General features: G+C 34.3%; 19 protein-coding genes, 2 pseudogenes and 3 riboswitches. Of the genes and pseudogenes, 14 read left to right on the plus strand and 7 right to left on the minus strand.

The genetic code is table 11. From position 1 onward, the window contains the following. Window positions 1–3 precede the first annotated feature (3 nt). Window positions 4–2,193 (plus strand): DNA topoisomerase III, encoded by a 2,190-nt coding sequence (gene topB, locus PLX19_RS11975; RefSeq protein WP_272188836.1) that lies wholly within the window; start codon window positions 4–6, stop codon window positions 2,191–2,193. Window positions 2,194–2,525: 332 nt separating this feature from the next. Here the strand turns inward: topB and PLX19_RS11980 are convergent, their stop codons facing one another. From PLX19_RS11980 to PLX19_RS11995, 4 genes and pseudogenes are all read right to left on the minus strand, one after another. Further along, window positions 2,526–3,857 carry a hypothetical protein gene (locus PLX19_RS11980; RefSeq protein ID WP_272188837.1) on the minus strand — a complete coding sequence of 444 codons (1,332 nt, stop codon included), beginning with the start codon at window positions 3,855–3,857 and terminating at the stop codon, window positions 2,526–2,528. Window positions 3,858–3,954: 97 nt separating this feature from the next. Continuing rightward, entirely contained in the window at window positions 3,955–5,694 is a 1,740-nt protein-coding gene (locus PLX19_RS11985; protein WP_272188838.1) for an ATP-dependent helicase, read from the minus strand. Then, window positions 5,679–7,739: an ATP-dependent nuclease gene (locus PLX19_RS11990; protein ID WP_272188839.1), complete on the minus strand. Its 2,061-nt coding sequence runs from the start codon at window positions 7,737–7,739 to the stop codon at window positions 5,679–5,681. Before PLX19_RS11990 ends, PLX19_RS11985 begins: the two co-directional genes overlap by 16 nt. A 216-nt stretch (window positions 7,740–7,955) precedes the next feature. Continuing rightward, window positions 7,956–8,270, minus strand: a pseudogene (locus PLX19_RS11995) (toprim domain-containing protein); the annotation flags it as partial. A 243-nt stretch (window positions 8,271–8,513) separates the two neighbouring features. After that, window positions 8,514–8,623, plus strand: a riboswitch (TPP riboswitch). A 72-nt stretch (window positions 8,624–8,695) separates the two neighbouring features. Between PLX19_RS11995 and thiM the strand changes: the two are divergent. From thiM to PLX19_RS12010, 4 genes and pseudogenes are all read left to right on the plus strand, one after another. Next, a complete protein-coding gene (thiM, locus tag PLX19_RS12000; RefSeq protein WP_272188840.1) occupies window positions 8,696–9,505 on the plus strand; it encodes a hydroxyethylthiazole kinase in 810 nt (269 codons plus the stop codon). A 15-nt stretch (window positions 9,506–9,520) separates the two neighbouring features. Further along, a complete protein-coding gene (gene thiE, locus PLX19_RS12005) occupies window positions 9,521–10,174 on the plus strand; it encodes a thiamine phosphate synthase (protein WP_272188841.1) in 654 nt (217 codons plus the stop codon). Window positions 10,175–10,328: 154 nt separating this feature from the next. Next, window positions 10,329–10,459, plus strand: a pseudogene (locus PLX19_RS26200) (threonine ammonia-lyase); the annotation flags it as partial. After that, window positions 10,439–10,639 (plus strand): hypothetical protein, encoded by a 201-nt coding sequence (locus tag PLX19_RS12010; RefSeq protein WP_442869045.1) that lies wholly within the window; start codon window positions 10,439–10,441, stop codon window positions 10,637–10,639. The pseudogene PLX19_RS26200 and the gene PLX19_RS12010, both read left to right, overlap by 21 nt. Before the next feature lie 68 nt (window positions 10,640–10,707). Here the strand turns inward: PLX19_RS12010 and PLX19_RS12015 are convergent, their stop codons facing one another. Beyond that, entirely contained in the window at window positions 10,708–12,021 is a 1,314-nt protein-coding gene (locus PLX19_RS12015) for an anaerobic C4-dicarboxylate transporter family protein (RefSeq protein WP_272188843.1), read from the minus strand. A gap of 471 nt (window positions 12,022–12,492) precedes the next feature. Further along, a riboswitch (cyclic di-GMP riboswitch) is annotated at window positions 12,493–12,579 on the plus strand. Between the two features lie 278 nt (window positions 12,580–12,857). On the opposite strand from PLX19_RS12015, the gene PLX19_RS12020 reads away from it, so the two are divergent. From PLX19_RS12020 to PLX19_RS12060, 9 genes are all read left to right on the plus strand, one after another. After that, window positions 12,858–13,364, plus strand: coding sequence for a DNA topology modulation protein (locus tag PLX19_RS12020; RefSeq protein WP_272188844.1), 507 nt, complete (start codon window positions 12,858–12,860; stop codon window positions 13,362–13,364). Between the two features lie 276 nt (window positions 13,365–13,640). Further along, window positions 13,641–13,743, plus strand: a riboswitch (TPP riboswitch). 106 nt (window positions 13,744–13,849) lie between these two features. Then, window positions 13,850–14,170: an MTH1187 family thiamine-binding protein gene (locus PLX19_RS12025; RefSeq protein WP_272188845.1), complete on the plus strand. Its 321-nt coding sequence runs from the start codon at window positions 13,850–13,852 to the stop codon at window positions 14,168–14,170. Continuing rightward, a complete protein-coding gene (locus PLX19_RS12030) occupies window positions 14,118–14,918 on the plus strand; it encodes an ABC transporter permease (RefSeq protein WP_272188846.1) in 801 nt (266 codons plus the stop codon). The genes PLX19_RS12025 and PLX19_RS12030 overlap by 53 nt, the downstream gene beginning before the upstream one ends. Beyond that, entirely contained in the window at window positions 14,915–15,907 is a 993-nt protein-coding gene (locus tag PLX19_RS12035; protein WP_272188847.1) for an ABC transporter substrate-binding protein, read from the plus strand. The genes PLX19_RS12030 and PLX19_RS12035 overlap by 4 nt, the downstream gene beginning before the upstream one ends. Then, the gene (locus PLX19_RS12040) at window positions 15,904–16,653 is read left to right on the plus strand and encodes an ABC transporter ATP-binding protein (RefSeq protein ID WP_272188848.1); all 750 of its coding nucleotides are present in this window, start codon (window positions 15,904–15,906) and stop codon (window positions 16,651–16,653) included. Before PLX19_RS12035 ends, PLX19_RS12040 begins: the two co-directional genes overlap by 4 nt. Before the next feature lie 409 nt (window positions 16,654–17,062). Next, on the plus strand, window positions 17,063–18,601 hold the full coding sequence (locus PLX19_RS12045; protein ID WP_272188850.1) for an ABC-F family ATP-binding cassette domain-containing protein: 1,539 nt from the start codon (window positions 17,063–17,065) through the stop codon (window positions 18,599–18,601). Between the two features lie 43 nt (window positions 18,602–18,644). Further along, window positions 18,645–19,016 (plus strand): J-domain-containing protein, encoded by a 372-nt coding sequence (locus PLX19_RS12050; RefSeq protein WP_272188851.1) that lies wholly within the window; start codon window positions 18,645–18,647, stop codon window positions 19,014–19,016. A gap of 200 nt (window positions 19,017–19,216) precedes the next feature. Further along, the gene (locus PLX19_RS12055; RefSeq protein WP_272188852.1) at window positions 19,217–19,465 is read left to right on the plus strand and encodes a hypothetical protein; all 249 of its coding nucleotides are present in this window, start codon (window positions 19,217–19,219) and stop codon (window positions 19,463–19,465) included. A 135-nt stretch (window positions 19,466–19,600) separates the two neighbouring features. Then, window positions 19,601–19,744 (plus strand): histidine kinase, encoded by a 144-nt coding sequence (locus PLX19_RS12060; protein WP_272188853.1) that lies wholly within the window; start codon window positions 19,601–19,603, stop codon window positions 19,742–19,744. Window positions 19,745–19,958: 214 nt separating this feature from the next. Here PLX19_RS12060 and PLX19_RS12065 read toward each other — a convergent pair whose 3' ends face one another. Together PLX19_RS12065 and PLX19_RS12070 are read right to left on the minus strand one after the other, a co-directional pair. After that, window positions 19,959–20,168 (minus strand): hypothetical protein, encoded by a 210-nt coding sequence (locus PLX19_RS12065; RefSeq protein ID WP_272188854.1) that lies wholly within the window; start codon window positions 20,166–20,168, stop codon window positions 19,959–19,961. Between the two features lie 13 nt (window positions 20,169–20,181). Continuing rightward, the gene (locus PLX19_RS12070; RefSeq protein WP_272188855.1) at window positions 20,182–20,766 is read right to left on the minus strand and encodes a sigma-70 family RNA polymerase sigma factor; all 585 of its coding nucleotides are present in this window, start codon (window positions 20,764–20,766) and stop codon (window positions 20,182–20,184) included. Between the last annotated feature and the right edge of the window lie 4 nt (window positions 20,767–20,770).

Below are 20,770 nucleotides of genomic sequence, written 5' to 3' on the forward strand. Positions count from 1 at the left end.
TAAATGGCAAAGAGTGTAGTAATTGCTGAGAAACCATCAGTTGCACGTGATATCGCAAAAGTATTAAAGTGTACAAAAAAAGGTAATGGATTTTTAGAAGGTGACAAATACATCGTGACTTGGGCGCTCGGGCACTTAGTGACGCTTGCAGACCCAGAAGCTTACGATAATAAGTATAAAACATGGAATCTTGAAGATCTTCCGATGCTTCCAGAACGTATGAAATTAGTTGTTATAAAACAAACTGGAAAACAGTTTAATGTTGTAAAAAATCAACTTACTCGAAGTGATGTTAATGAGGCGATTGTGGCTACCGATGCCGGAAGAGAGGGCGAATTAGTCGCACGTTGGATAATTGAAAAAGCAAAAGTGAATAAACCAATTAAACGTTTATGGATCTCTTCTGTAACAGACAAAGCAATTAAAGATGGTTTTAACAATTTGAAACCAGGTAAAGCTTATGAAAATTTATATGCCTCGGCTGTTGCCCGTTCAGAAGCAGACTGGTATATCGGTTTAAATGCCACTCGTGCACTAACAACAAAGTTCAATGCTCAATTAAATTGTGGCCGTGTACAAACACCTACTGTCGCTATGATCGCTAGCCGTGAAGATGAAATAAAAAACTTCAAAGCTCAAACTTACTACGGTATCGAAGCTCAAACAACCGATAAATTAAAACTAACTTGGCAAGATGCAAACGGTAATAGCCGTAGTTTTAATAAAGAAAAAATTGATGGTATTGTAAAAAATCTAGATAAACAAAATGCCACTGTTGTGGAAATTGATAAAAAACAGAAGAAGTCATTCTCTCCTGGTCTTTACGATTTAACTGAATTACAACGTGATGCAAATAAAAAATTTGGTTACTCTGCTAAAGAAACATTAAACATTATGCAGAAGTTATATGAACAACATAAAGTGCTAACGTACCCTCGTACAGATTCGCGTTACATTTCATCAGATATAGTCGGAACACTTCCAGAACGTCTAAAAGCGTGTGGCGTCGGAGAATACCGTCCTTTAGCACATAAAGTATTACAAAAGCCTATCAAGCCAAATAAATCATTTGTTGACGATAGTAAAGTAAGCGATCATCACGCAATTATTCCAACAGAAGGATACGTTAACTTCTCAGCCTTCACAGATAAAGAGCGTAAAATTTATGATTTAGTTGTAAAACGTTTCTTAGCTGTTTTATTGCCAGCATTCGAATACGAGCAACTAACGTTACGAACAAAAGTTGGTAATGAAACGTTCATTGCACGCGGAAAAACGGTTTTACACGCTGGTTGGAAAGAAGTATACGAAAATCACTTTGAAGACGATGATGTAACTGATGACGTAAAAGAACAACTTCTACCTCACATTGAGAAAGGCGATACATTAACTGTAAAGTTAATTATGCAAACATCAGGTCAAACAAAGCCACCTGCACGTTTTAACGAAGCGACTTTACTTTCAGCGATGGAGAATCCTACAAAATATATGGATACGCAAAATAAACAACTTGCTGATACGTTAAAATCGACTGGTGGATTAGGCACTGTAGCGACACGCGCAGATATTATCGACAAGCTCTTCAATTCATTCTTAATTGAAAAACGTGGTAAAGATATTCATATTACTTCAAAAGGTCGTCAGTTACTTGATTTAGTACCAGAAGAACTAAAATCTCCTACACTAACTGGTGAATGGGAACAAAAACTTGAGGCGATTGCAAAAGGTAAACTGAAAAAAGAAGTATTCATTTCAGAAATGAAGAACTATACGAAAGAAATTGTTGCTGAAATTAAATCGAGCGATAAAAAATATAAACATGACAATATTTCAACGAAGTCTTGTCCGGACTGCGGTAAACCAATGCTAGAAGTAAACGGCAAAAAAGGAAAAATGCTCGTATGCCAAGACCGTGATTGTGGGCATCGTAAAAATGTATCTCGTACAACCAATGCTCGTTGCCCACAATGTAAGAAGAAACTTGAATTACGTGGTGAAGGCGCTGGCCAAATTTTTGCATGTAAATGTGGCTATCGCGAGAAACTTTCTACATTCCAAGAAAGACGCAAAAAAGAATCCGGTAACAAAGCCGATAAACGCGACGTTCAAAAATATATGAAGCAACAGAAAAAAGAGGAAGAGCCATTAAATAACCCGTTCGCAGAAGCATTAAAGAAATTAAAGTTTGATTAAATCCGTATTTAAGAGGCTATTCACAAAGATTAAATGCCTTTATGAATAGTTGCTTAATTAAACTTATGGTGGGGTAGCTTTGAATTAAAGTTTGATAAAAAGGTCCCACAAAACTACATTTTATAACAAGTAAAAAGAATCCATTTTGAAAAATGTTTGATCAAGATGGATTCTTTCTTTTTAATTTAGTATACAATTTTTATAAAAAGGTTTAATCATTTTGTGCGTACTTTAACAATCGCGCCCTTAAATGGAATACCTAAAATGGGACCTTATCCTAAAAAGCACTTATGCTTCTTAAATGCACCTGTTACTTTAAGTGTAATTATTCACTATTCATTCAAAAATCTTTTATCTCCAAGTTTAACGGTTAACTCAATGCTAATTTCATCATCTTCATCTGTGTGGGGATTTGGATGGTATGTATTACTATAAAATACGAATTCTTCTTCAATCACTTGTTCAAAAATTTCTAAATTTATTTTTAAAGCTCTGCAATTTTCTATTTTATTCTTAAGTTCTTCTAAATCATCTTCCTGCAATCTATCTACCGTATGGCTATCTTTCAGTTTACAATCAAATGCAGCTGCTTCATCTAATGCATAAGCATCAAAATTAAGTTCTCGGACATAATACTCCAAAATCTCACCGATAAAATCATACATAAAATCCTGAACATAATACTCTAATAAATAATTAGTCTTTTTGTGACTAGTAATTTCACGAATTACAGAAAGGTCTTCTTCATTCAAGCGTACAACAAGTCCTTCATCATATAAAAGATCTTGTATAATAGCTTTTTCTGCAAGAGTACTTTCTAAAAATGCATTATAACTACTGTATGTCATGTGAATGTATTGCGCATCTTCCTTATTTAAGGATAGTTCACACAATAAACAATGACCATAGTACCCAACTTCTTCTGCTGCTTCAAAAAATATATGCTCTTTTTGAAAATAAGGTTGTTTACAACTTGGACATTCATAATATTTAATATATTTTTCTTTCTTAATCTCTTTTAGTTTTTTAGCATAAGTCTCGTTCGAGGACTTTATAGAACTAATCAATTCCTCAGACTCAAAAAACTTTTTGCGCAATGAAAAATGTCTTAAAAATCTCCAAATGTGATAGTCATTTACCTGATTGGTACCATTTATATTAAGATTATGTTTACTTACGTATTCCTCAAAATTAGGTATCAGTTTTTTATAGATTGGAAAAATAATTGTTAGTACTTGAGTTATTAAAAAATTGACCTCTTTCTCAGTTAAATTACACTCGTGATGGGTAATTGAATTACGTAAAGAGTTTAACCTTTCAAAACAACCATAGTCCACTTTAGAGATTTCTATATCAGATTCATTCAAGACTACAGCTCGATCAATTGCTTCCATAAAAGTGATAGTTTTAACTTGAAATTTTGTTACACCATCACCCTTGATACGATTCATTTCTTTTGAAAAATAATCTTTCAAATCTTGATAAATAAGTAGGTCATGTTTATTCTTCACCAAATACTTAAAAAGAGTTTCAGTTGAATGATGTAGTCCTAATATCACCTCTTTTACAATAAACTCTCTTTCGTCTCCTGATGTTCCATCTATATCTTTCAAATTATTAATTGCCTTTTTTAAAGAATGTAACCCGTTCTGTAATAAGTCCATACAATCTCCTCCAATTATTCATAAAGAGTCACCTGTATGATAGTGAGGTTGGCTCTTTGTTTTTACTATATATTTAACAAGATTTTATACAATAATATTATAAAGATTGAACTAACTCTTTTGCAGGAATACTCACTTCAGCTAATTCATCTACATATATTATTTCAAAACCAATTTCTATGAGTGCTGCTTTTTCTTGTTCTTTTAAGTTCTCAACATTAATATAGAGTCCCGAGATTGCTCTACTTAATGCAACATAATAAACTCTATGTACTTCTATATCCATGTTAGGTGAAAGCAGAAAGTTTAGCTCTGCTCCTTGTTTTTGGGGAGGAACTATTACTAAAATATTTTCAAATTCATCTCCTTTAGATTGGTGAATTGTTTTAAAATCACTTAAGTCATCTAAAATCTTCATTTGAAGAGCAACTTTTCTATAAGTTAAACCATCATATAATGTTTTGGCTGATCCGCTCGAAATACGGCCCTTAACATTGTATTGCCCTACAATTAAATCGTTGTGGAAGTAAGTAATGCTTTTGTTTTTAAATTCATTGTACATATTTAAAAATCTTTTTAAGTTAACAAAAGCCTCTTTATCAGTAAAAGGCCCATCTTTTCGATAAGCAATTTTCATTAATCTTAAAGCCTCTTTTAATTGAAACTGCTTAGCTAATTCGATAGATTGGATTATATGGAAAATTCTCCAGCCTCTTTCGTTATTTGAATCTTGAAGAATTATATTGAAATCCATATCTTCAATTAAATCTGTTTCATATTCAACGGACTTTGAGTTTTCAATTTTATATGCTAGTACAACTGTTTTTTTTGATTTATCATTCAAGTAATGATAAGCACTTTTCTTTGCTCCTACCAGTATAGTAGGAAGATTACCAGATTTATGAGTGGGAGAGGATTGCTCAAAGTCTTTATTTTTACGCATATGATTAAGTACATTTATAATCTCGTTACTTGATCGATGATTATCCTTTAAAATATATAATTTCATATTTTCAATTGAAAACATCTCAAATGATTCTACGTTTGCCCCTTGAAAAGAATAAATTGATTGGCATAAGTCACCTATTACTCCTATATTAACTTCTTTTTGCCCAATTAATTCAATAATTGCTGTTTGTAATGGACTAGTGTCTTGAAATTCATCAATTAAAATATGGGGAAATTTAGCTCTGATAATATCTATTATGCGTGTGTTTTCTTTTAAAATTTTATACGCAAAATAAAGGACATCATCATGACTTAATTTTCCTTCAGGCCAATATAATTGTTTATATTTATAATAAGCACTTTTTTTTAGGAAATAATCTCCTATCTTACCATCATAAGCATTTAAAAATTTTAATGTTGGTATTTCATCGTCTAAAACCCATTGAAGTTTATTTAGCGCCTCACATAATTCCACATCATTTAAATAACTTTGTCCAATTTCAATTTTTAATTGATTGATTTGACTGTGCCGTAGCTTAATTTGTTCATGCCCATCTATTTTATCAATAGGTAAAGGTGAATCTTCTAAAATCCAAATGTATGGTTTGACAATGTGCTTATAGCAGAAGCTATGTATTGTGCATATTTCTAATGATTCAATAGAATCTTCAAGTTTATTGATAAGAGTATTAACGGCAGTATTTGTATAAGTAATACAAGCAATTTTTTTTGCTTTTCCAAGTTTAGTTGATTGATGTAGAATTCTTTTAATATGATTGGTTAAAAAAGTGGTTTTTCCTGCACCGGGTCCAGCATATAATTTAAAATGCTCATTAACGGGTATTATACTGTTACTATTTTCTAATTCCGTGGCTACTGACAAATCCATTTTATCGCCTCACTTATATAATCTGGTGGTTCAATTGTGCCCTGTTCAGCTGTACTTATGACATAAGCAATTTCTTGCGCCGCTTCTCCTTTAGAGATAGATAATAGATATCGACTAGCAATTATGCCTTGCTTTACGCTTAAATCATCTTTTAGCAATTCAAGAGCAAGTAAGTTTAAAAGCTCGTCTTTAAAGGCATTCTTTCGTATTTTTTCAACTATTTCTTTTATAGGTTTATCTTTTACAAGGTCCATTAAATCTTTAAGCTCTTGAGCATTAGAAACTGAAGAGGTTATTAATTTTGTACAAGTCGGATTTTTTAAAACCAAATCATATTCAAATGTAGAGCTTTGTCCATAGGTCTGGGTAAAAACTTTAATTTTTGAATCATATTGGTTATATGTTCCCACGAGTGAATTAGAAGTTTGTTTATATTCATATTCCTCCGGCTGTAAGTCTAAAAAAATGGGAAGACACTTTTTCCAATTGTTATCGTCATCGTCGTCATTTTTCGATTTTCTAAGGGGATCTAAATCAGTTATACACGCTACTTTTTTTGTTAAAGCAAACTCACAGCGATTAGTATCAAATAATTTTAAGAAATGATTAAAATATCTTCCGCCAATATTCAATACAGTAGTATGGCTGTCTGCTAGATTTAAATTCATTGAATTTGCAAATTCAGGAATAACGAGCTGTTCAGCAATACCTTCCACTAGAATTACATTTTGTGCAAAAAACAAATCTGCTTTTGTTACATCTAAAAATCTCTTAACATAATTTCTGGATATGACATCTTCTTCATTTGAATCATTGAATACTTTACTTGGATATGCTATTTTAATTTCTTCATTAATTTTTTGAATAACTAAAATATCTTCTAAATCAACTGCAGCAGTTATATTTGGAGAATGTGAAGTAATAAATATTTGGTTAACATCTGAATCTTTATTTTCTTTCAGAAATTGTAAAAACTTATATTGCATACTTGGATGTAAATGTGCTTCCGGTTCCTCAATAGCTAATATGGAGAACACTTTAGAATTTGACCCTAAATATTCTCCAGATGCATCTTTTTGCATTTTTGATAGTAAAAGGGAGATATAAATTAAATTATTATAGCCTAGACCATTGCTAATTGCAGGTAGCTTAATTCCAGATTCTTTTTCGACAATGAGTCTCAATGCTGAATATAATTCGGTGTCCAAAATTTCTCCATCAAATGAAGGTTTAGATTTATCAATTCCAGCCCCAGTATTATGTACGTATTTTAAAATTTGTTCTTCACCGTTTTTCATTCGTTGCTGAAGTGACTCAATTATTTTCTTTGATTCAACTGAAAAATCTCTTTTTTTCTTTTGAATTTTTTCTATTTTTTCCTTTTTTTCTAAATCGCTGTCACTTTTAATATCGTAGTCCATAAAAAAATCTATTACTTCTCTTAAAAGACTATTATTTCCTTTAAATAGATCTCTTTCGACATCACGAATTGCAGTTAAAAATTGAAAATCAAAACGATTTATTTCATCATTCTGCACAGAATTTTTGAATTCAGGATTTCCAACATAAATCCTATGAACATACTTTTTTAAGAAACTATGCTCAATAGCTTTCCAGTATTTATTAATATCTTTAGTCGATATGTTGGCCATTAAATTCTTATATTCATCTACTTCTTTTTCTGGTAAGAAATATTCATAAGTAATTGTAGCTTCATATGGTGTATTGAGGGTTGTTAGCCAGGTAGCCACCGTGACTAATTCATCTGAATACTCATCTTCATTTTCAGATTCTTTTAGCTTGGCAGATATGTATATTTTAGGTGGGCACAATTTTAGTTCTGAAATTGAAGCACTACGATTAAAATCGTTAATGTTTAACCTATTACTAGAAGAATTGTTGAAGAGTATATCTAATGCCTTTATTACAGTTGTTTTACCAGCATTATTTTGTCCAATAATTACATTAATCCCATCATTAAAATTTAACGTTGTTTTTTTATTAAACGATCTAAAATTGTTTATTGTTAACTCTGAAATGTACATAAAATCCTCCTCGTATTTCCTATTATATCCAGTTAAATTTTATAATATTTAAAGATAAAAAGCTTCATTAAATAAATAAAAAGCACATAATTTAAAGAAAAATTATGTGCTTCTTTTTATGTGCAATTGTAAAAAATATTAGATATCATTGTTAAATTAAGGATGAAAGGTGTTTTAGGATTTATGTGCAGTTATATTTTATAGAGATAACGCAGGGTCTGTAGCTACGATAATTTCATTTACATCATTTCTAGTCAATTGACTTTTCACAGCATTAAATTGCTTGCCAGTTTGTTTAATCACCGTTAATTTTAAGCGTTCCGGCAGCATCGGAAGATCTTCTAGATTCCACTTTTTATACTTCACATCATAACTTTCTGGGTCTGCTAATGTAACGAGGTGCCCTAAAGCCCACGTAACAATATATTTACTGCCCTCAATGTAACCATTTCCTTTTTTATCGCACTTCAATACACGCGCAATATCACGTGCAACAGAAGGTTTCTCAGCAATTATTACACTTTTTTCCATATTTCAAACATCCTTTCAATTTCCGTAAGTTAACTATAGCATACATCCCCTTCGGATTCAGTTATTCCGAAGATTTGAACCACATTGTAGTTTTCATGTTTCTAAGTCGCTGCTATGCAAAATACAACATGACCGCTCCTATGCATGGCCAGGTGCTCTCACCTATCGAAAAAAGAGGTTTTTATATCTTTTTTTCAACTTGTTATTTCAATAGAAACGGAGTAGACTCTGAAGTAGATGAATAAGAAAACACATGGGAGTTTGTGGATGCAAACTGAGAGTACGGCTAATCCGTCGTTGACCATTTGAACCTGTTGGGTAATGCCAGCGTAGGGAGAGTGTAAAAAGCACATTATGAAGACACTTTGCATGCGCAAAAGTGTCTTTTTTGCTATATCTCCCGTTATAAAAAAGGAGAGATACATATGAAAATGAAAAAAATTGCACAAGTAGTTGAGACAGTACGAGAAAGAAATCCGCTTGTTCATAATATTACAAATGTCGTTGTGACAAATTTTACTGCCAATGGATTGCTGGCATTAGGTGCATCGCCTGTGATGGCATATGCGAAAGAAGAAGTAGCTGAAATGGCAAGTATCGCGGGAGCGCTCGTTTTAAATATGGGAACACTTCACCAAGAAGAAGTAGAGGCGATGCTTATTGCTGGAAAGTCAGCAAATACGCACAATGTACCAGTTGTATTTGATCCGGTCGGTGCTGGGGCAACTTCGTATCGAACAGAAGTGGCAAGGTATATTCCAAGTGAAGTAAAGCTAGCAATCATCCGTGGCAATGCAGCAGAAATAGCAAATGTGATTGATGAGAAATGGGAGATTAAAGGTGTTGATGCAGGGGGAGGAAATGGTGATGTTGCCTCAGTTGCAAAATATGCAGCTCATCAGCTCAATACTGTTATTGTTATTACAGGAAAAGAAGACGTGGTAACAGACGGAGAAAGAACGTTCATTCTTCGTAACGGTCATCCCATTTTAACGAAAGTAACAGGAACGGGTTGTTTATTAACATCCGTTATCGGAGCGTTTGCAGCAATCGAAAACGATTATGTAAAAGCGGCTGTTGCGGCGGTAACATTTTACGGTGTAGCAGCAGAAATTGCTGCAAGTAAAACAGCTGAACAAGGGCCGGGAAGTTTCCAAATTGAATTTTTAAATCAGTTAGCAAGCGTTACGGCAGAAGACGTTGAACAATATGGAAATGTTGAAGAAGTTCGTTAAGAAGGGGTGAGAGAAATGGCACGTATCGATACACAACACATGTCTGAATTACTAAAAGTGTATTTTATTATGGGCAGCAACAATTGCCGTAAAGATCCATTACAAGTTATGAAAGAAGCGCTTGATGGCGGAGTTACACTTTTTCAGTATCGTGAAAAAGGTGACGGAGCGTTAACAGGTGAAAACCGATATGCATTTGCAAGACAGTTGCAATCTTTATGCAAAGAATATAATGTTCCGTTTATCGTAAATGATGATGTGGAATTCGCACTAGTGTTAGATGCCGATGGTGTTCATGTTGGGCAAGATGATGAAAACATTCAGATTGTACGTGAAAAAATGGGGGATAAAATCATTGGTGTGTCCGCTCATACAATAGAAGAAGCTCGTTTTGCGATTGAAAATGGTGCAGATTATTTAGGAGTAGGACCGATTTTTCAAACAAACACGAAAAAAGATGCAAAAGCGGTACAAGGAACGGCAGGATTACGTTTTTTCCGTGAAAGTGGTATTGAAATTCCGATTGTCGGTATTGGTGGGATTACCGCCTACAATGCTGCTTCTGTCGTGGAAGCGGGGGCGGATGGAGTTTCTGTGATTTCAGCAATTAGTTTAGCAGATTCCCCTTTTGATAGTACGAAAAAATTAGCGGAGTTAGTAAAAAAATAACGGGTTCATACATGAAAAGAACGATTTCTCATGTGCAGAAATGGTTCTTTTTTGTATAAAACAAATTGTGCTGTTGAAACTAAAGTGTATGAATATACTGTTTCAGAGGCGACAACATGATTACGTTACAAAATATTATAGCAGCTCATGAAAAAATGAAGCATTAGCTTATGCACTTGATTTAAAAGAGCGAAATGGAGCGATATTTGTTCATCCATTTGATGACGTATGATCGCTGAACAAGGAACAATTGGGCTAGAAATATTGCAGCAAGTATTACAAATTATCATCGATTTAGAAGCAAATGTTCCTCACATTCATTTAGAGAAAATTGGATCAGGTTATGCACAGTTTCACCTTTCTCTTGAGACGAAAGAGAAAGAGCATGTTGAGCAGGTGCTAATTGGGATTATAGTATCGAAGTCATTGATTGATCTTCTCCCACCTATGAGGGTCCATGAATAGTGGGATAAATATTTAAACAAACGTTTGATTAAAAGAGCTAGTCCTTGTAAAGACTAGCTCTTTCTGAATTAAAACATCAGTGAAACGAGAAGCATTCCAATTCCAATTGATGTAATTGTTGCGACAAGACCCGGGATCATAAAGCTATGATTTAACACATATTTACCGATACGCGTTGTACCTGTACGGTCAAAGTTAATTGCCGCAACGATTGTTCCGTAGTTTGGAATAAAGAAATACCCGTTTACAGCTGGGAACATTGCAATCAATAGTGCTGGTGAAATGCCAAGTGTTAATCCAAGTGGTATTAACGCACGTACTGTTGCAGCTTGGCTATATAACAAGATTGATAGTACGAATAGTGCAATTGCAAATAACCACGGTGCACTCGTTACAATCCCCTGAATAGAACCTTGAATCATTTGTAAGTTACCGTTAAAAAACGTATCCCCCATCCATGCGATACCGAAAATCGCAACAACTGCTGTTGCTCCTGCTTGAAAGACGTTACCAGACACGATGCTTTCTACATTTGGTTTGCAAAAAATAATAATCAGTGCAGCGATTGTTAACATCACCATTTCAATGGTGTTCGGCATAGAAAGACGTACAAGTTTTCCGTCTATCATCCAGCTAGGACGTAACGCTTCAAAAGATCCAAGAAGAACAACTAGAACTGTTGCAAGTAAAAAGAGGATAACAGACAATTTTGCACCTTTTGGGATAAGAAATTCTTTCTTTTCTTCTAGTTTTGGAATCACACCCTCTTGTAAGCGCTTTAAATATTCTTCATCTTCGTTTAACTCTTTTCCCATTTTGCTTGCCACGAGAGCAGCTAACATACAAGCGATAAGGGTAGATGGAATACTAATCTTTAAAATATCTAGTAGTGTAATCTTATAGTCAGTAAGCATAGCGAGAAGTGCAACGGTTGCTGCTGAAATTGGACTCGCCGTAATTGCCTGCTGCGATGCAATAACAGCAATTGACAGTGGACGCTCTGGTCGAATTCCAGATTCACGTGATACTTCAGCAATGACAGGAAGAACTGAATAAGCAACGTGTCCTGTTCCTGCGCAAAACGTAAATGAATACGTGACGATTGGGGCGAAGAACGTAATCCACTTCGGGTTTTTACGGAGCGCTTTTTCTGCAATATGAACAAGATAGTCCATTCCCCCAGCAGCCTGTAAGGCTCCAGCGGCTGTAATAACTGCTAAAATCATAAGCATAACATCGATTGGAGGAGAGGTTGGTTGTAAGTGAAAGAAGAAGACAAAGATTGCCATCCCAACACCTCCCATTACACCAAGGCCGACGCCTCCAAGGCGCGCACCGATAAAAATGCAGAGTAATAAGATGATAAACTGTAGCCAGAACATAGTATAGCACCTCCGAGATAATGATCAATCGTTATTATCAAATAACTTTATTTGTTGCATGGTTCGAAAGTTGAATAATATATATACAAGTTAAGAACTCGACATAAAAAGACCTATCTTTTTTGGTGGAGACCAGAGTATTTGGTCGCGCATAGAAACGGTCTAGCGCATGCAATGCTGAAAATAAAAGGAGAAAGCAAGTAGCGATCATGTTGTACTTTGCATAGCAGCGACTTCTATGTCTAAAAATTAATATATATATGGAATAAATATGTAAAAATAGCTTTGTTTTCATTATATAGCACATTAAAAACGTGATTTGCCCTGTTTGTTAACATTATGTTACAAGAGGATTGTTTTAAAATTTTATAATTTATATGTGTAAATAAGTAGACAAATTGATTTAAATGTTGTAATCTGTGGACAGAGAATTGTTTAATTCTCGTAAAACTCCCATATCGTTCAACTCGTTCTCGAGAAAGGCAAACTTGTGGAAACGCAAGGTCGCAAAGCTATAGGAGCTAAGGTCAAATGAGACTATGCTAGCCAGTTACCGGACTGATAGGGTTGGTTTAGGCCAATGTTTTTATAACATTGGTCCTTTTTTGTGTAAAGATTTGAATCGAAAAGATAAGCTACTATCAGTAACAAATGGGATAGCAGCGTGATTCTGATAAATTGCAAGTGGTGATTAAAAATAAAAACCTGTCGTTTTGACAGGTTTTTATTTTTAGGAGGAAATTTGTATTCTGTGTTGTATATGAAAAAGTCTGTGCTATGAAACGTAATGCACGATTGTTTAAAAAAGATTATTACCTTTTGGGGAGGAGGATTTTATGAAAAAAATTGTAATTATTGGTTCGGGTGGCTCAGGGAAATCTACATTAGCAAGGCATTTAGGAGAAAAGCTAAAAATAAACATTTATCACCTTGATGCATTATTTTGGAAACCGAATTGGGTAGGTATTCCAAAGGATGAACAAAGAAAAGTACAAAATAATTTAATTAAAGAAGATGAATGGATTATAGATGGAAATTATGGCGGGACAATGGAAATCAGACTTAATGCGGCTGATACAATCATCTTTCTCAATATTAATAGAACAATATGCATCTATCGTGCGTTCAAAAGAATAGTACAATATCGAAATAGAACAAGACCAGATATGGGCGAAGGATGCGAAGAAAGATTTGAACTTGAATTTTTTAAATGGATATGGGAATATCCAACGACCAAAAGACCTGCAATTTTAAAAAGACTGGATCAATTATCTAGTGATAAAAAAGTTATTATCTTAAAATCACCAAAAGAAGTTCAACGGTTTTTAGAACAAGTGCAATAATTTTAAACTATGCGGTGTACCCCATACCCATCAACCTTTATCATAGCAAGACCCGATACAATTACCATGACTAGAAGTTCAGCCGAGACGTAATAATTGAATAGGTCTATCATGCAAAATTAAGAGATATTAACACATCCATTTTTCACACAAATTGCATTTCCCTACATCAATTGTTGGGTATGATTTCCTGTATGAAGAGCACCTAAAAATAGTATTTACAGGAAAAAAATAAATTTGTTTGTTCATAAAAATAATCCGTGCTACAATGAAAACGAATTGAAACAGGGGAGCCTATGTGGCTGAGAGGATGTAACAATACATCGACCCTTAACCTGATCTGGATAATGCCAGCGTAGGGAGTTGTATCAAGAATCGTAGCGACTGTTATTCTATGATAACTTGTATATAAGGCTTTCCTGCTTCGCTGCAGGAAAGCCTTTTCTTTTTGCATGAAATTTATTTAATATGGGGAGGAATTTAGTATGTCACAGCAAGTTACAGTTTCATTTTCAGTTGTACCACAAGCAAAGCATAAAGATGTATATACGGTTGTAGATAAAGCAATTGAGGTTGTTCAGCAATCAGGTGTGCGCTTTGAAGTTGGCGCGATGGAAACGACGATGGAAGGGGATTTAAACGAGCTTCTTGATATTATTAAACGTGCGCAGCAAGCTTGCATAGATGATGGGGCAGAAGAAGTCATTACTTCTATAAAAATTCACTATCGTCCAAGCACAGGCGTAACGATTGATGAAAAAGTGTGGAAGTATCGTGAAGAACATGAAAAAACAGAAACGATCTAACATAGCAATTACGACAATTTGGCTTTTCCTTCTCATCGCCATATGGGAAGGAGCTGTTTCGATATTCCATATTGAACCGTGGATTTTGCCGAAGCCTTCTGCAATTGTACATGAACTGATAGAAATGAAAGATTTACTGCTTCCCAATACGGTACAGACTTTGCAAGAAGTGTTCATAGGATTATTTTTTGCAATTATACTTGGAACGATCATTGCAATTACTATGGATGTGATTCCGTTATGCCGTGTGTTAATCAATCCATTATTAGTAATTTCACAAACGGTTCCAATCGTTGTACTCGCACCTTTATTTATTATTTGGTTTGGCTACGGAATGCTGCCAAAAGTAATGGTTGTTATTCTTGTATGCTTCTTTCCCGTTACACTTAGTATTTTAGAAGGTTTTCAAACGGTAGATCAATCGATGCTAAAGTTACTTCAAACAATGCGGGCAAGCAAGTGGCAAGTCTATCAAAAAGTGAAATTTCCAGCAGTATTGCCATACTTTTTTTCAGGGTTAAAAATTGCCGTTACATATAGCGTAATGGGGGCCATTATTGGGGAATGGCTTGGGGCAAGTGAAGGTTTAGGGGTTATGCTGACAAGGGCAACGAAATCTTTTTTAACGGCTCGTGTGTTTGGAATCGCTGCTGTGATTGCCTTTGTAACGCTATTCTTGTATTTTATTGTTGAATTTATGGCAAGACTAACAGCACCATGGGTTTACAGAAAGGATGGAGAGAAATGAAAAAAGGGTTAAAAGCGCTATTAGCAGCTTCTTTATTATTTACATTTGCAGGCTGCTCAGTAGGGAAGAAAGAAGAAAGTAAAGAGCAGAAAGTAAAAGTAGTATTAGATTGGTTTCCAAATACAAACCATACTGGTTTATATGTAGCAAAGACGAAAGACTATTATAAAAAACAAGGATTAGATGTAGAAATTATTCAGCCAGGTGAAAATACGTCTGCTGAACAAATGGTTGCATCAGGAAAAGCTGATTTTGGTGTAAGTTATCAAGAGAACGTAACAACAGCTCGTGTTGAAGATATTCCAGTTGTATCAATTGGTGCGGTTATTCAACATAATACATCTGCATTCGCATCTCTAAAAAAGGATAACATCACATCTCCAAAAGCATTTGAAGGAAAACGATATGGTGGCTGGGGAGCACCAGCTGAAGAAGCGACATTAAAAACAATTATGGATAAGCAGCAAGCAGATTATAATAAAGTACAAAAAGTTGTACTTGGACAAACAGATTTCTTTAAATCTATTGGACGTGATGCTGATTTTGAGTGGATCTATTATGGCTGGGATGGTATTGAAGCAAAGAGAAAAGGCATTGAGTTAAACACGATTATGCTAAAAGATTTAAATCCAGCGTTAGATTATTATAGCCCTGTTATTATTACAAGTGAAAAACACGCAAAACAAGATAAAGACTTTGTGAAGAAGTTTATGAAAGCAACAACAGATGGCTATAACTTTGCAATTAAGGAACCAAAAGAAGCAGCGGATATTTTAATTAAAAATGTACCAGACATTAATAAAGAGCTCGTACAAGAAAGCCAAAAATGGTTAAGTACGAAATACCAAGATGATGTGAAAGCGTGGGGAGTACAGAAGGAAGAAGTATGGACCAATTATATGAATTTCTTATATGACAATAAAGTTATTAAAAAGAAAATTGATGTGAAAGCGGCCTTTACGAACGAATTCCTTCCGAGTGAGAAATGAGCGGATTACAAGTAAAAGACGTTACGAAAACATTTGATGGGAAAACAGTGCTAGAGCATATGAGCGTCTCGGTTCAAGAGGGGGAATTTGTCTCTTTCGTTGGACCAAGTGGTTGCGGAAAAAGTACGTTATTAAACATTATTGCGGGGATTGAACAAGCAAATGATGGAGATGTATGTTACGAAGATCAATCCGTTATGAATCGTAACGTTGTTAGCTATATGCCGCAGCAAGATCTTCTGCTTCCATGGCGTTCTGCTCTTCATAATATTGTATTACCTTTAGAAATTGAAGGGAAATCCAAAAGAAAACGATTAGAAGTTGGTATGGAAGCGCTAAGGCAATTTGGACTTGATGAATACGCAGATCATTACCCAGATGCTTTATCAGGTGGAATGCGGCAGCGTGTTAGCTTTTTACGAACGTATTTATGTGATAAACCGATTATGTTGCTTGATGAACCCTTTGGAAAACTAGATGCATTTACAAAAATGGAAGTGCATAGCTGGTTATTAGAATCATGGCAAAAAGGGAAACAAACAATCATTATGGTTACGCATGATTTAGATGAAGCGATATTGTTATCAGATCGTGTCTTCATTATGTCACAGCAACCATCAACAATTGTTGGCGAAGTGAAAGTAAATTTGCCGCGTCCTAGAACGATGGACATGTTAACGTCAGAAGAGTTAAAAGAAGATAAAACAGAGATATTGAAAATATTGGCTCCTTATATGAGGAAATAAGATGTTGCCCCTTAACGGTTTTTGGTCCAATTACTGTTTAGGGGTTTTTGTTAGATTTTAAGCAGGAATCTTAACAAATTTGCAGAATATAGCATATGATAGAATAAATGTATGATTTTTGTTTATTCTATATACAAATAATAATTTATAAAGAGGTGAAAGGATAAGATGACTTTATCGACTGTTCTTCAAATGGTTTTGGCTTGATAAGGGAGTAGTCTGCCCAATTTTTGAGTAAAAGCCAACCGAAAGACAGTAGATAAAGAACCTTATTCCTTTTTTGCGATAATAATTTGTAATGGATAAGGTGTGTTTGCCTTATCCATTTTTACGTTTAGTGAATTGAATATTGTTTTTTGTACTGTTCTCTCGTTTGGCTTTCAATATGAAGCGAAAAGGAGAGAGTAACATGAGTATGTTATCAGTTGAAAATCTTACCCATATGTATGGGGATAAAATAATCTTTCAAAATATTGGTTTTCGATTACTTCGAGGTGAGCATGTTGGTCTTGTAGGGAGCAATGGAGCGGGAAAATCGACATTGCTACGAATATTATCAGGAGAGTTACTTCCTGATAAGGGAACAATTGAATGGTTTCCTCAGATGAAAATCGGTTTTTTACAGCAACATATCGATTTACAGGTTGGCACAACAATTATGAAGTATTTACAAAGTGCCTTTGCCCACTTGTATGATATCGAGAGCAGGATGCTGCAAATCGCAGAGAAAATGGCAACAGGTGATAATCTGGAACAATTGTTAGTACAATACGGAGAATTACAAAGTGTATTAGAGCATTCTGATTTTTATCATATTGAGGAAAAAATCGAAATGATTGCTGCGGGATTAGGAATTTCAGAACTTGGTATGGATCGTGCTGTGGAACAACTAAGTGGTGGCCAACGAACAAAACTGTTATTAGGAAAATTATTATTAGAAGAGCCGCATATTTTATTACTAGATGAACCAACAAACTATCTCGATAACGTGCATATTGAATGGCTTATGGGGTACTTGAAAAATTACGAACATGCTTATATCGTCGTTTCGCATGATGAAAGGTTTTTAAATGAAATTACGAATGTCATTTATCATTTAGAACATAAAGGGTTGAAACGCTATATAGGTAATTATCAAACATTCATAACAAACTATGGGCAACATAAACAGCAATTACAAGTAGCTTATGATAGGCAGCAAAAGGAAATGAAAAGATTAAAGAATTTTATTCAGAAGAATAAAATTCGTAAAGCAAAACAAGCAAAGAGTCGTGAAAAAGTATTAGCGAAAATAAATGAAATCGGAAAGCCAACTTCTGCACTGCAACCGCGCTTTATGTTTCATGTGCATTTAGATCCTGTTAGTCGAATTTTAGAGACGAAAGATATGCAGATTGGCTATAAAGAGCCTTTATTTAGTCCTATTGATTTACAAATAAAACGCGGTGAAAAAATTGCTATCGTCGGCTATAACGGGATTGGGAAAACAACAATGTTAAAAACATTGCTCGGGTATTTGCTGCCGTTAAGTGGTACGGTGCAAATAGGAGAGCGAGTAAACCCAACTTATTTTGCACAAGAAGAATTTGCCACGGAGCAAACACCGCTTGAGGAAGTATGGTCACTGCGGCCAGATATGACGCAAAAACAAATTCGGCAATCATTAGCAAGATGCGGTTTAACAGAAGAGCACATTTTACAGCCGCTTTGCTCATTAAGCGGCGGGGAACAAACGAAAGTACGCTTATGTGAATTAATGTTAACAGAAAGTAATGTACTTGTTTTAGATGAACCGACGAATCATTTAGATGTTCAGGCAAAGGAAGCACTGAAGCAAGCTCTTATGCAATATGAAGGCACGATTCTGCTCGTTTCCCATGAACCAGATTTTTATGAAGAATGGGTGACGCAAGTTTGGACAGTGCAGGACTGGTGTAAACGCGTTTAATGGTGAGGGAAGTGTTTCATAGAAGAGAGAAGGAGGTGGTGTTATGGATATCTTTTCGATTCTTGCGGAGGAACGTATTCGTCAGGCAATGAAAGATGGTGAATTTGAAGACCTGCCAGGGAAAGGGAAATCTCTTGCATTAGAAGATTTATCAACGATACCGGAAGAACTTCGCATGAGTTACAAAATTTTGAAACATGCTGGTATGATCCCTGAAGAAATGCATCTGCAAAAAGAGGTGTTAAAAATTGAAGATCTACTGGCGTGTTGCCATGATGAGGCACAGAGAAAACAATTACAAGAAGAATTAACGGTGAAATCACTTCGTTTTCAACAACTGATTCAAAAACGAAAAATAAAAGGAACAGCTTCATTTGGTATATACCGCAATAAGATATTTCGAAATTTTCTATAAGGAGATTCGTAAGATTTCGAAGTAAATAAGAGTTAACAATTGTTATCTGTACTATTAGTTCGAAATTTATCCTAATTTAGGTAAAAATGTAATTTTATTAGAGGATATGGAGAGAGTTTTGGCGAAATATTTAGTTGTGATTATTTTCCCTAAAAAATATAAACTGCACTCTAGTTGAAGAGTGAAAGGGGGATTTTAGAATGGAAATGGAAATGGTAGTAGGCGTTATATTTTTTATTTTACTGTTTGCAATTATTGTAAAAGCAAATGTATCGAGTGAAAGAAAAAGGAGACGAAACCGATATCATTCCGATTCAACGGATAGTACAGGATATAGTGCACCAATATTTTTTGCAGAATCTAGTGACAGCTCGGGAGATTGCGGAAGTTCTTTTGGCGGAGATGGCGGCAGCTGTGGTGGTGGAGATGGCGGCGGCGGTGGAGATTAACATAGAAATGCGCCTGAAAAGGCGCATTTCTTATTGCTTTGAAATGTAAACAAACGTTTGATTAGTTGGGGGAAAGGCTTGTGAAATCTATTAAACAAACGTTTGATTAATAAAGAGATAAAGAGGGAATATAGAATGGAAAAAAAGCCGAAAGTAAAAAAAAATTGGAAAATGATCGCATTTGCTGTAGTAGGGGGAGGCGCTATTTTATTTAAGATTGCGTTAAAAATAGGGAAACTGTATGCGATTCATAATTGGATTGATAAGATGTTTTCTTAAATAGAGGTCACCTTCATACCCATCAACTTAAGAAAACAGGTTCTGGTGCAAATACTTCCAGATATTTTGAAGTATTTGCACCAGGACACTAAAAAAGATGGCTCCAGTAGAATACCGAAACCATCTCTTAAGTGCTTGATTTTTTATGGTCTTTTTATTAAACTGTCCATTTTATAGGCTACAGTTCATTATCAAGGAGTGTTTTTTAGGAAGTTCAGGTTATTAAAAAATCAAAAAAACCAGGAACTTCTAGATTATTAATAACATTAATTTTTTCAAATATTTTCATGTGAATCTCTTGTTCTAAATCTTCTCTTTCTTGATATGGGGTATTTTGTAAACATTTCCGGATTTTAAGATTGAAGGATTGTAAAATGTCTTCATAATTATAGTTAGTTACATTTGAGTCTTTTAGTTCTAACATTTATTTTTTCACCTCATATTAATTGTGATTTAAGTTTTTCTAAGGCTTTTTTATGATTATAAGAAATTGTTTGTTCCGATTCTGATAAAATTCTCGAGATTTGTTTATTATTATATTCGTGAACATAATATAAATTTAGTATATGTAACTGCTTTTCTGTTAATAAATCTAAAGCTTTGTATAGCAATTCATCTGTAATATGCTCTTTTAAATGAATTTGATTTTCTTCAAATTGTTTACAAGTTCTATCTGTTAAATCACTGTTCATTACTTCCAACATGGTTGTATTATTATTTTCATCGCTAGTAATTGTCTTATCTAAAGTTAACAAATTCCTATTCATATTAAGGGTAACTTTTTTATCAAAATCTATTGAATAAAAATAAATTAATTTACTAATATAGCTTAGCATTTTAACTTGTTTAAAATGGAGTTTAAACGCTTCATCTAGTAATTGTTTGTTTTTACTTGTTGGCTCTTCTATTGCTTTTATAAATAATGAGTGATTCTTAGGATCTTTGAGAAACTGTTGTACAATAGGTTCTTCTAATTTTTTTTGGTATTTATTGTAGAACAATGCTAATTCCTTACTATTCAAAAAA

Source organism: Bacillus sp. BP-3 (assembly GCF_028401955.1).
GTDB lineage: Bacteria > Bacillota > Bacilli > Bacillales > Bacillaceae_G > Bacillus_A.

Excerpts from the sequence above, each read along its gene's own strand:
- PLX19_RS12040 (WP_272188848.1), top strand. The coding sequence starts at position 15,904 with ATGAGCGGATTACAAGTAAAAGACGTTACGAAAACATTTGATGGGAAA.
- PLX19_RS12060 (WP_272188853.1), top strand. The coding sequence starts at position 19,601 with ATGGAAAAAAAGCCGAAAGTAAAAAAAAATTGGAAAATGATCGCATTT.
- PLX19_RS12025 (WP_272188845.1), top strand. The coding sequence starts at position 13,850 with ATGTCACAGCAAGTTACAGTTTCATTTTCAGTTGTACCACAAGCAAAG.
- PLX19_RS12045 (WP_272188850.1), top strand. The coding sequence starts at position 17,063 with ATGAGTATGTTATCAGTTGAAAATCTTACCCATATGTATGGGGATAAA.
- PLX19_RS12035 (WP_272188847.1), top strand. The coding sequence starts at position 14,915 with ATGAAAAAAGGGTTAAAAGCGCTATTAGCAGCTTCTTTATTATTTACA.
- thiM (WP_272188840.1), top strand. The coding sequence starts at position 8,696 with ATGAAAATGAAAAAAATTGCACAAGTAGTTGAGACAGTACGAGAAAGA.
- PLX19_RS12055 (WP_272188852.1), top strand. The coding sequence starts at position 19,217 with ATGGAAATGGAAATGGTAGTAGGCGTTATATTTTTTATTTTACTGTTT.
- PLX19_RS12015 (WP_272188843.1), bottom strand. The coding sequence starts at position 12,021 with ATGTTCTGGCTACAGTTTATCATCTTATTACTCTGCATTTTTATCGGT.
- PLX19_RS11980 (WP_272188837.1), bottom strand. The coding sequence starts at position 3,857 with ATGGACTTATTACAGAACGGGTTACATTCTTTAAAAAAGGCAATTAAT.
- PLX19_RS12030 (WP_272188846.1), top strand. The coding sequence starts at position 14,118 with ATGAAAAAGTGTGGAAGTATCGTGAAGAACATGAAAAAACAGAAACGA.
- PLX19_RS12065 (WP_272188854.1), bottom strand. The coding sequence starts at position 20,168 with ATGTTAGAACTAAAAGACTCAAATGTAACTAACTATAATTATGAAGAC.
- PLX19_RS11985 (WP_272188838.1), bottom strand. The coding sequence starts at position 5,694 with ATGGATTTGTCAGTAGCCACGGAATTAGAAAATAGTAACAGTATAATA.
- PLX19_RS12050 (WP_272188851.1), top strand. The coding sequence starts at position 18,645 with ATGGATATCTTTTCGATTCTTGCGGAGGAACGTATTCGTCAGGCAATG.
- PLX19_RS11990 (WP_272188839.1), bottom strand. The coding sequence starts at position 7,739 with ATGTACATTTCAGAGTTAACAATAAACAATTTTAGATCGTTTAATAAA.
- topB (WP_272188836.1), top strand. The coding sequence starts at position 4 with ATGGCAAAGAGTGTAGTAATTGCTGAGAAACCATCAGTTGCACGTGAT.
- thiE (WP_272188841.1), top strand. The coding sequence starts at position 9,521 with ATGGCACGTATCGATACACAACACATGTCTGAATTACTAAAAGTGTAT.
- PLX19_RS12020 (WP_272188844.1), top strand. The coding sequence starts at position 12,858 with ATGAAAAAAATTGTAATTATTGGTTCGGGTGGCTCAGGGAAATCTACA.